The 5,337-nt window shown below is 62.7% G+C and carries 10 protein-coding genes; 1 reads left to right on the top strand and 9 read right to left on the bottom strand.

Translation table 11 applies throughout. The annotated features are described in order from the left end of the window. On the top strand, positions 1 to 293 hold a 293-nt coding region (locus ACOJSN_RS00910; RefSeq protein WP_420110628.1), incomplete at its 5' end, for a hypothetical protein. Positions 294 to 611: 318 nt separating this feature from the next. Here the strand turns inward: ACOJSN_RS00910 and ACOJSN_RS00915 are convergent. The 9 genes from ACOJSN_RS00915 to ACOJSN_RS00955 form a co-directional block, all read right to left on the bottom strand. Continuing rightward, positions 612 to 965: a hypothetical protein gene (locus tag ACOJSN_RS00915; protein WP_420110629.1), complete on the bottom strand. Its 354-nt coding sequence runs from the start codon at positions 963 to 965 to the stop codon at positions 612 to 614. Between the two features lie 253 nt (positions 966 to 1,218). Continuing rightward, on the bottom strand, positions 1,219 to 1,755 hold the full coding sequence (locus ACOJSN_RS00920; RefSeq protein WP_420110630.1) for a hypothetical protein: 537 nt from the start codon (positions 1,753 to 1,755) through the stop codon (positions 1,219 to 1,221). Further along, a complete protein-coding gene (locus ACOJSN_RS00925) occupies positions 1,755 to 2,054 on the bottom strand; it encodes a hypothetical protein (RefSeq protein WP_420110631.1) in 300 nt (99 codons plus the stop codon). The genes ACOJSN_RS00920 and ACOJSN_RS00925 overlap by 1 nt, the downstream gene beginning before the upstream one ends. Next, on the bottom strand, positions 2,051 to 2,863 hold the full coding sequence (locus ACOJSN_RS00930) for a PD-(D/E)XK nuclease-like domain-containing protein (RefSeq protein WP_420110632.1): 813 nt from the start codon (positions 2,861 to 2,863) through the stop codon (positions 2,051 to 2,053). The genes ACOJSN_RS00925 and ACOJSN_RS00930 overlap by 4 nt, the downstream gene beginning before the upstream one ends. Continuing rightward, positions 2,860 to 3,069, bottom strand: coding sequence for a hypothetical protein (locus ACOJSN_RS00935; protein ID WP_420110633.1), 210 nt, complete (start codon positions 3,067 to 3,069; stop codon positions 2,860 to 2,862). The genes ACOJSN_RS00930 and ACOJSN_RS00935 overlap by 4 nt, the downstream gene beginning before the upstream one ends. A gap of 319 nt (positions 3,070 to 3,388) precedes the next feature. Then, positions 3,389 to 3,580, bottom strand: a complete 192-nt coding sequence (locus ACOJSN_RS00940) for a hypothetical protein (RefSeq protein WP_420110634.1) — start codon at positions 3,578 to 3,580, stop codon at positions 3,389 to 3,391. A 279-nt stretch (positions 3,581 to 3,859) separates the two neighbouring features. Next, on the bottom strand, positions 3,860 to 4,363 hold the full coding sequence (locus ACOJSN_RS00945) for a hypothetical protein (RefSeq protein WP_420110635.1): 504 nt from the start codon (positions 4,361 to 4,363) through the stop codon (positions 3,860 to 3,862). 301 nt (positions 4,364 to 4,664) lie between these two features. Next, entirely contained in the window at positions 4,665 to 5,081 is a 417-nt protein-coding gene (locus ACOJSN_RS00950; protein WP_420110636.1) for a hypothetical protein, read from the bottom strand. Positions 5,082 to 5,095: 14 nt separating this feature from the next. Next, positions 5,096 to 5,337, bottom strand: a 242-nt coding sequence (locus ACOJSN_RS00955; RefSeq protein ID WP_420110637.1) for a hypothetical protein, incomplete at its 5' end; no start/stop codon positions are given.

The raw sequence follows: 5,337 nt of genomic DNA on the forward strand, positions 1-5,337 counted from the left end.
ATGCACCACCCTGGCAGCAGAACAGATCCAGGAGCCTAGGCATGGGACGCTCCAACCGCTACGGTGCGGGCATGGCTTACGACTTCGAAGAAACCCACCGGTACTACAAGACCCAGCGGGACTTCCTTGAGGACCGCCTCCCGACAAGCGCGGTCATGTTCGAGGGCCTTCTCGTTGCGCTCTCCGAGGACGGAGTGGATGTTGAACGAGCCGTTTACGCGATCACGAACGCCATCGTCACTCTTGAGTCGGAGGTGTTGGGACTTAAGTCCGCTTCGCCTGATCAAGGCTGATCGCTCCTAACCTCTTGGTTGGTGCTCTTCTCGTAGCAGTGCCCTTTGTGTCGGCATGCTGAACGACGGTGGTACACGCATTCCCTGTCGTGGGTGGTGAGCCGTGATCCGAGGGACATGTCGTTGAAGTTCCCGACGGTGTTCCCGCATCCCCGGCAGCGGACCGTGGTGTCGGACGGGCTCACTGGTGGCACCCACAGTTGAGGGCTCGTCCACAGGGCATTTGTCCGTGTGCACGGGTCCCGCGTCTGCACGCGAGACAGCATTCCCGTTCGCGTTCCACGAACTGCGGTGAGGGTTCGTTACCCATCGTTGAGATCACGGTTCACCTCCGAGAAGGATGACGAAGTCGCGGAGGGACATGGTCACGTACTGGTCGCCCATTCGTTTCACCCCGACACCTCTTCTCTTGTGGATCACTGCCCCGACGGCGGCGTCGTCTTCGCCTCTTTCCCGTTCCGCTTCCCCCAACCAGCCGGCGAGGTCCATGCGGGCGTGGTTCTTGAGTTCGGCGACGACCCGACCGGCACGGCAGTGGAGTCCGTGGATGTCTCCGGTGTCCCGTGCGCCTTGTTTCGCGCGGCGGACGATGTCGCGGGTACCGAACACTTGCTGCAGGTAGCCGACGACTTGGGTTTCGAACTCGGTGCCCTTCTGGGTTGCGCGGCTCACAGCGGAACCACCCGAATGAACTCAGGCAACGAACGGACCGGCGCCTCACAGTGCCCGCACTGGATGACCACGCCAAACAGGACACACCGGGAGTACCGTGCCGCCCACTGGTCGATGCAGTGATGGCACATCATGTACGCCTGACCGCAGCAGCGAGTGATTACCCTGTCCTCGGCGACGTTGTCACACCCACAGCACGGGATCGCCTGGTCAAGGTTGACGCCCTCGATCGTTGAGGGATCCACGGAAACCGTCATGTCAGTTCCTCCTTGCGTTTCGTGAACGCGTCTCTCACTTCGGGGGTGAACCATGCGTGTGCTTCGTCGTCGTAGTACGCCTGCAACGCCGGTAGCGACTTGACCCCGGCGAGGGTTTCCTCCCACCCGTCAGGCGGTGCCGGTACGTCTGTGAGGGGCTGAACGGTGAATGGTGCGCTCTTCCCGCGTGCGATCATGAGCGGTGCTGTCACGGGCGCCTCGATGTGGGACGCGTGCGAGAGACGAATCCCTCCGACTTCCTGCCCAGCGAACTTCACCGTCGGGTCGCCGTAGAGAGTGACGCGACGGCCGACGTAGACAGTTGAGTCAGTGCCCCAGCACGCAGCGAGGACACGTCTGACGGTCTTCGCGGGACGCCACGGCCGGTCAAACTCCTCGAAATCGATCTGCACTGGCTGATCCGGCGAGGGCCCGCGGCGTACGGCCTTGATGGTCAGCGTCTTAGGACCGGCGATAAGGTCTACGTAGTCCATCTGGTCCGACTTCGGGGCGAGGGTATCTGAGATGTCCATCAGAAGTCGTTCCTCTCGGCCCGCAGGTAAATGTCCCATGCGTCTCTGCGGGTCTTGCCGAGGGCTCGGGCGGCATCCTGAGTGGTGTTCATCAGGTGCGTCGCGGCGTCTTGCCAACCCCGCTTGTAAGCCCGACCTAGTGCTTCCTGGTTCGGTTCGCCCGCCTCGGCCTCCTGCAACCTCTCGGTAAGCCGCTCTATCTCCGCGTTCCGCTTCGCGAGCGTCGCTTGCAGATGCTCGACGTGCTGGTGGATGGCTTGCTTCGCCGGAAGCGTGATCGTGATCGTCTCGTCGGTCATACCCGGATCTCTTCCTCTTCGGATTCGAAAACGGCCCACGTTGGGGGTGTGAGTGATGCGGTCCCGTACCCGGGCCACACACCCGTGTCGGTGCATTCCCGGTACAGGTCACGGGCTTGCTTGGTCTTCTTCGCCGCGATGTCGTCCCACATGAAGTCGAGCTCGTACACCCCCACCAGGTAAGGGGCGGTGTTCTCCACGACGATGAAGTGGAACGACTCCAAGCCGGTGCCGGTTTCCGCGCGGTGGGTGTCCTCGTAGAAACGCTCCTGGATGTGGTACCCGTGCTGACCGACAGCACGGTTGAAACCTCCGGGGGAAGCATCGCGGGCGGTCTTGAGGTCCGCGGCGCGGACGAAGTCGTACAGGTCGAACCGTGCACGACATTCGACACCATCAACGTCGCTGATGATCGTGACCTCACGGCCGGCGATCGCCTCGAGGATCTGCTTCGCGTGCTCGTTGGCGAGGACTGCTTCGGTCATCCCGTTCACGCGGCGCTCATCGGCCGCACTGATCGGGATGAGCCCGTTCGCTCTCTGTTCAAGCTCCCAGGCGACTGTCGCGGCTTTCGTTGACACGTTCCCCGACGGCGTCAAATGCTCATCTGGGTAGACGATCGTCGTCGCACCAGTCCCGAGGACTTTCGTGTGTACCGCCGTGCCGAGGTCGAACGCGGCCCGTGGTGGTTCCTGGTGTGTCCGCCAGTAGTTGAACTTCGCGGGTGACTCCAAAAGACGACGCGCCCCGGTGCTCGAAAGCTCGGGACGCGAGTGGTAAACCTGCTCGGGCATGGTTTCGGTGATCATGGCCACTCCCCTAGTTCCCGCATGGTTGCTTCACGGTGCAGCTCGAACCGGTTCAAACGGCTTTCGAGATACCGCAACCGGTGGATGGCGGAGTCGTCTGTGATGCCGTGTTCCTCGTTGTGGCGGACTTGCGCTTCGGCGTTGTTGTATGCGGTGAGGTGTTCGCTGTGTTTCCGGTTCAACCGGTCAACCTCAGACTCAGCCACGATGCTCACCACTCCTCATCAGCCCCTTGGCCACGCCACGCCAGACCGCAGCGTCGATTAGCCGACGCCATGATTCGAGTTCCTTGTCCAGGCATGCTTGAGACCGCATCTCGTGCCATCCGTTCTCACTGGTGCCTGGCGTGCACCCGCACTCAGCCACGGCCGGCTCCCCCGATGCGGATGCTGTGCCAGGTCTGCATGCTGATCCCGAACACCACGAGCACCACACCCAAAGCAGTGAGCCCGTTGTGTCCACCAATGAGAAGGGCCGCGGGCAGTAGAACTGCACCCGCGGCCACCAAACCGAATCCGAGACGACTCACGACGACCTCCGTAAGGCTTCGAACAACTCGTCAACACGACGACTGAGGCGAAACACCGCCCATCCGGCCGTGCCTTCGATCTCGTTCCAGTAGTCGGCAGGCGCCACCTGCGAGCCGATCAGATACTTGATGTCGTCCGGGTAGCGTTCGAGCCACGCGGACCTGTCCGACGGGTTGTGATCTGTCACGGCTCTCTCCATCTCTTGTCATCAGGCTCAGCGGACAAGTCCAGGTCTTCCCCGCACTCCCCACACACCCCGTCAACACCAACCCGTTCGGCACGCTCCAACACGCACCACCCCGTCACTTCCACGACCGCCTCGGAGCGAACGCGACCGTCATGAACAGGACAAACACGGACACCCCAACAGCGACCGCACGCCACGCTTCCCGCACCCACTCCCGCCGACCCGCCCGATATGCAGGCCGACTCGATGCGGGGCGGCGACCGTAACTCCACACGTCCATCAGTCCGACACCGGCCAAATACGACGACCAGCAGTGATGGACTCGGCATCCCATGAGCCGCCGTGATCACGGAACCTGTCGGCTTGGAAGATCGCCGGGTACTCGGTGCCGTTGTAGGTGATCAGCCACACTTCGCCCTCTACTGCGTCGTGCCATGGTTTCCGCACCGGGTGAGCATCGAAGTAGGCGACCCCGGCTGGCGCGAGATCACCGTGGAACCCGGCATAAGGGGCCATCTTCCGGGAGAACACGTAGCCGAGACCATCGCTCTCGCGGTGAACCAAGACAGTGTCGTCGTCTCGCGGGTAGACGACGTAGTCAGGGCTCTCCGGCCACCTCCACCGTCCGAGTTCCTCGTCACGCTCATGCTGGAAGAACTCACGAAGCGCCTGGCCCCACTCTGCTGAGATGCCGTTGATTCCGTAATCGAACGTGCCGGTGAAGTAGCCGCCCTTATCGCGACTCACCACATTGACCCCGTTGCTTGCAGTGAACTCAGACATCAGCGCATCTCGCAGGTCGGCTCGCCAGACTTACCAATGAACGTCCCGCCCGCCTCGGAGCACGAAGCGATCTGCCTCGTCGTCTCCTCCGCGGTGGCGACAGAGCCCATCACTAGCGCTATCGCAATCGCGACGGCAGCGGCGCTCATGGGGAGCGCGACTAGCGGACCCATCAACCAGTGTTTATCCACGATCTCTCCTCTGTTCTCAGTGATCGGGGCGGGTCGGGCCGCACGCCCAACCCACCCCACGTGCCCGGGCAGGGAGTCGAACCCCACCTACGACCATCCGAGCCACCCGACTAGTCCGTCACGCGACGGATCTCCTCGGCCATCTCACGCTTTTCGTGGATGCCGTACAGACCCGGACCCATCGCGTTCGACCCGTGCTCATCGGTGTGGATGAGCTGAGCGGACTGCCCATCCGGAACCTTCACGACAGCGATCCGCTGACCGTCCTGAACCCGCGCGAACTCCACACCAGGGGAGTCGAATCCCTGGTGGAGCCAGTGAGAGTTGCCCGTCGCTTCACCGAACACGACCTGCACCCCCTTCGCGGAGACCGTTTCGAGGGCGGCGGTCGTATGAGTGATGGGGACGATCAGGAGATCACCCTGCGCCTGTGGCCCCGTCAGCACGGGAACCTCCGCGTCAGCGATCAGATGATCGGGAACGGTGACACCCACCTTCGAGAGGGCATCGGCGTACGTCATGGACATGCTGTTTCCTTCCGTTAGGTGCGCCGGGCCAGAGCGCGATACGTGGCCGGTTCAACTCCGTACTGCCAACTCGCGGCAGCAACAGCGTCCTGGATGGTCGACGGGACGGTCTCCCCATACCTGCGGATGCGTCCGCTACGGTCAGGGCTCCCGTTGACCATAAGGAGCAGGTTCACGGGCTCCTCGTAGATCGCCTCCGGAAGCGTGTACAACTCGAGCAGGTTCGGTGCGTTGCCCGGGTCCGGGGTCGTGTCGA

The organism is Pseudactinotalea sp. (assembly GCF_048594945.1).
Lineage (GTDB): Bacteria > Actinomycetota > Actinomycetes > Actinomycetales > Beutenbergiaceae > Pseudactinotalea.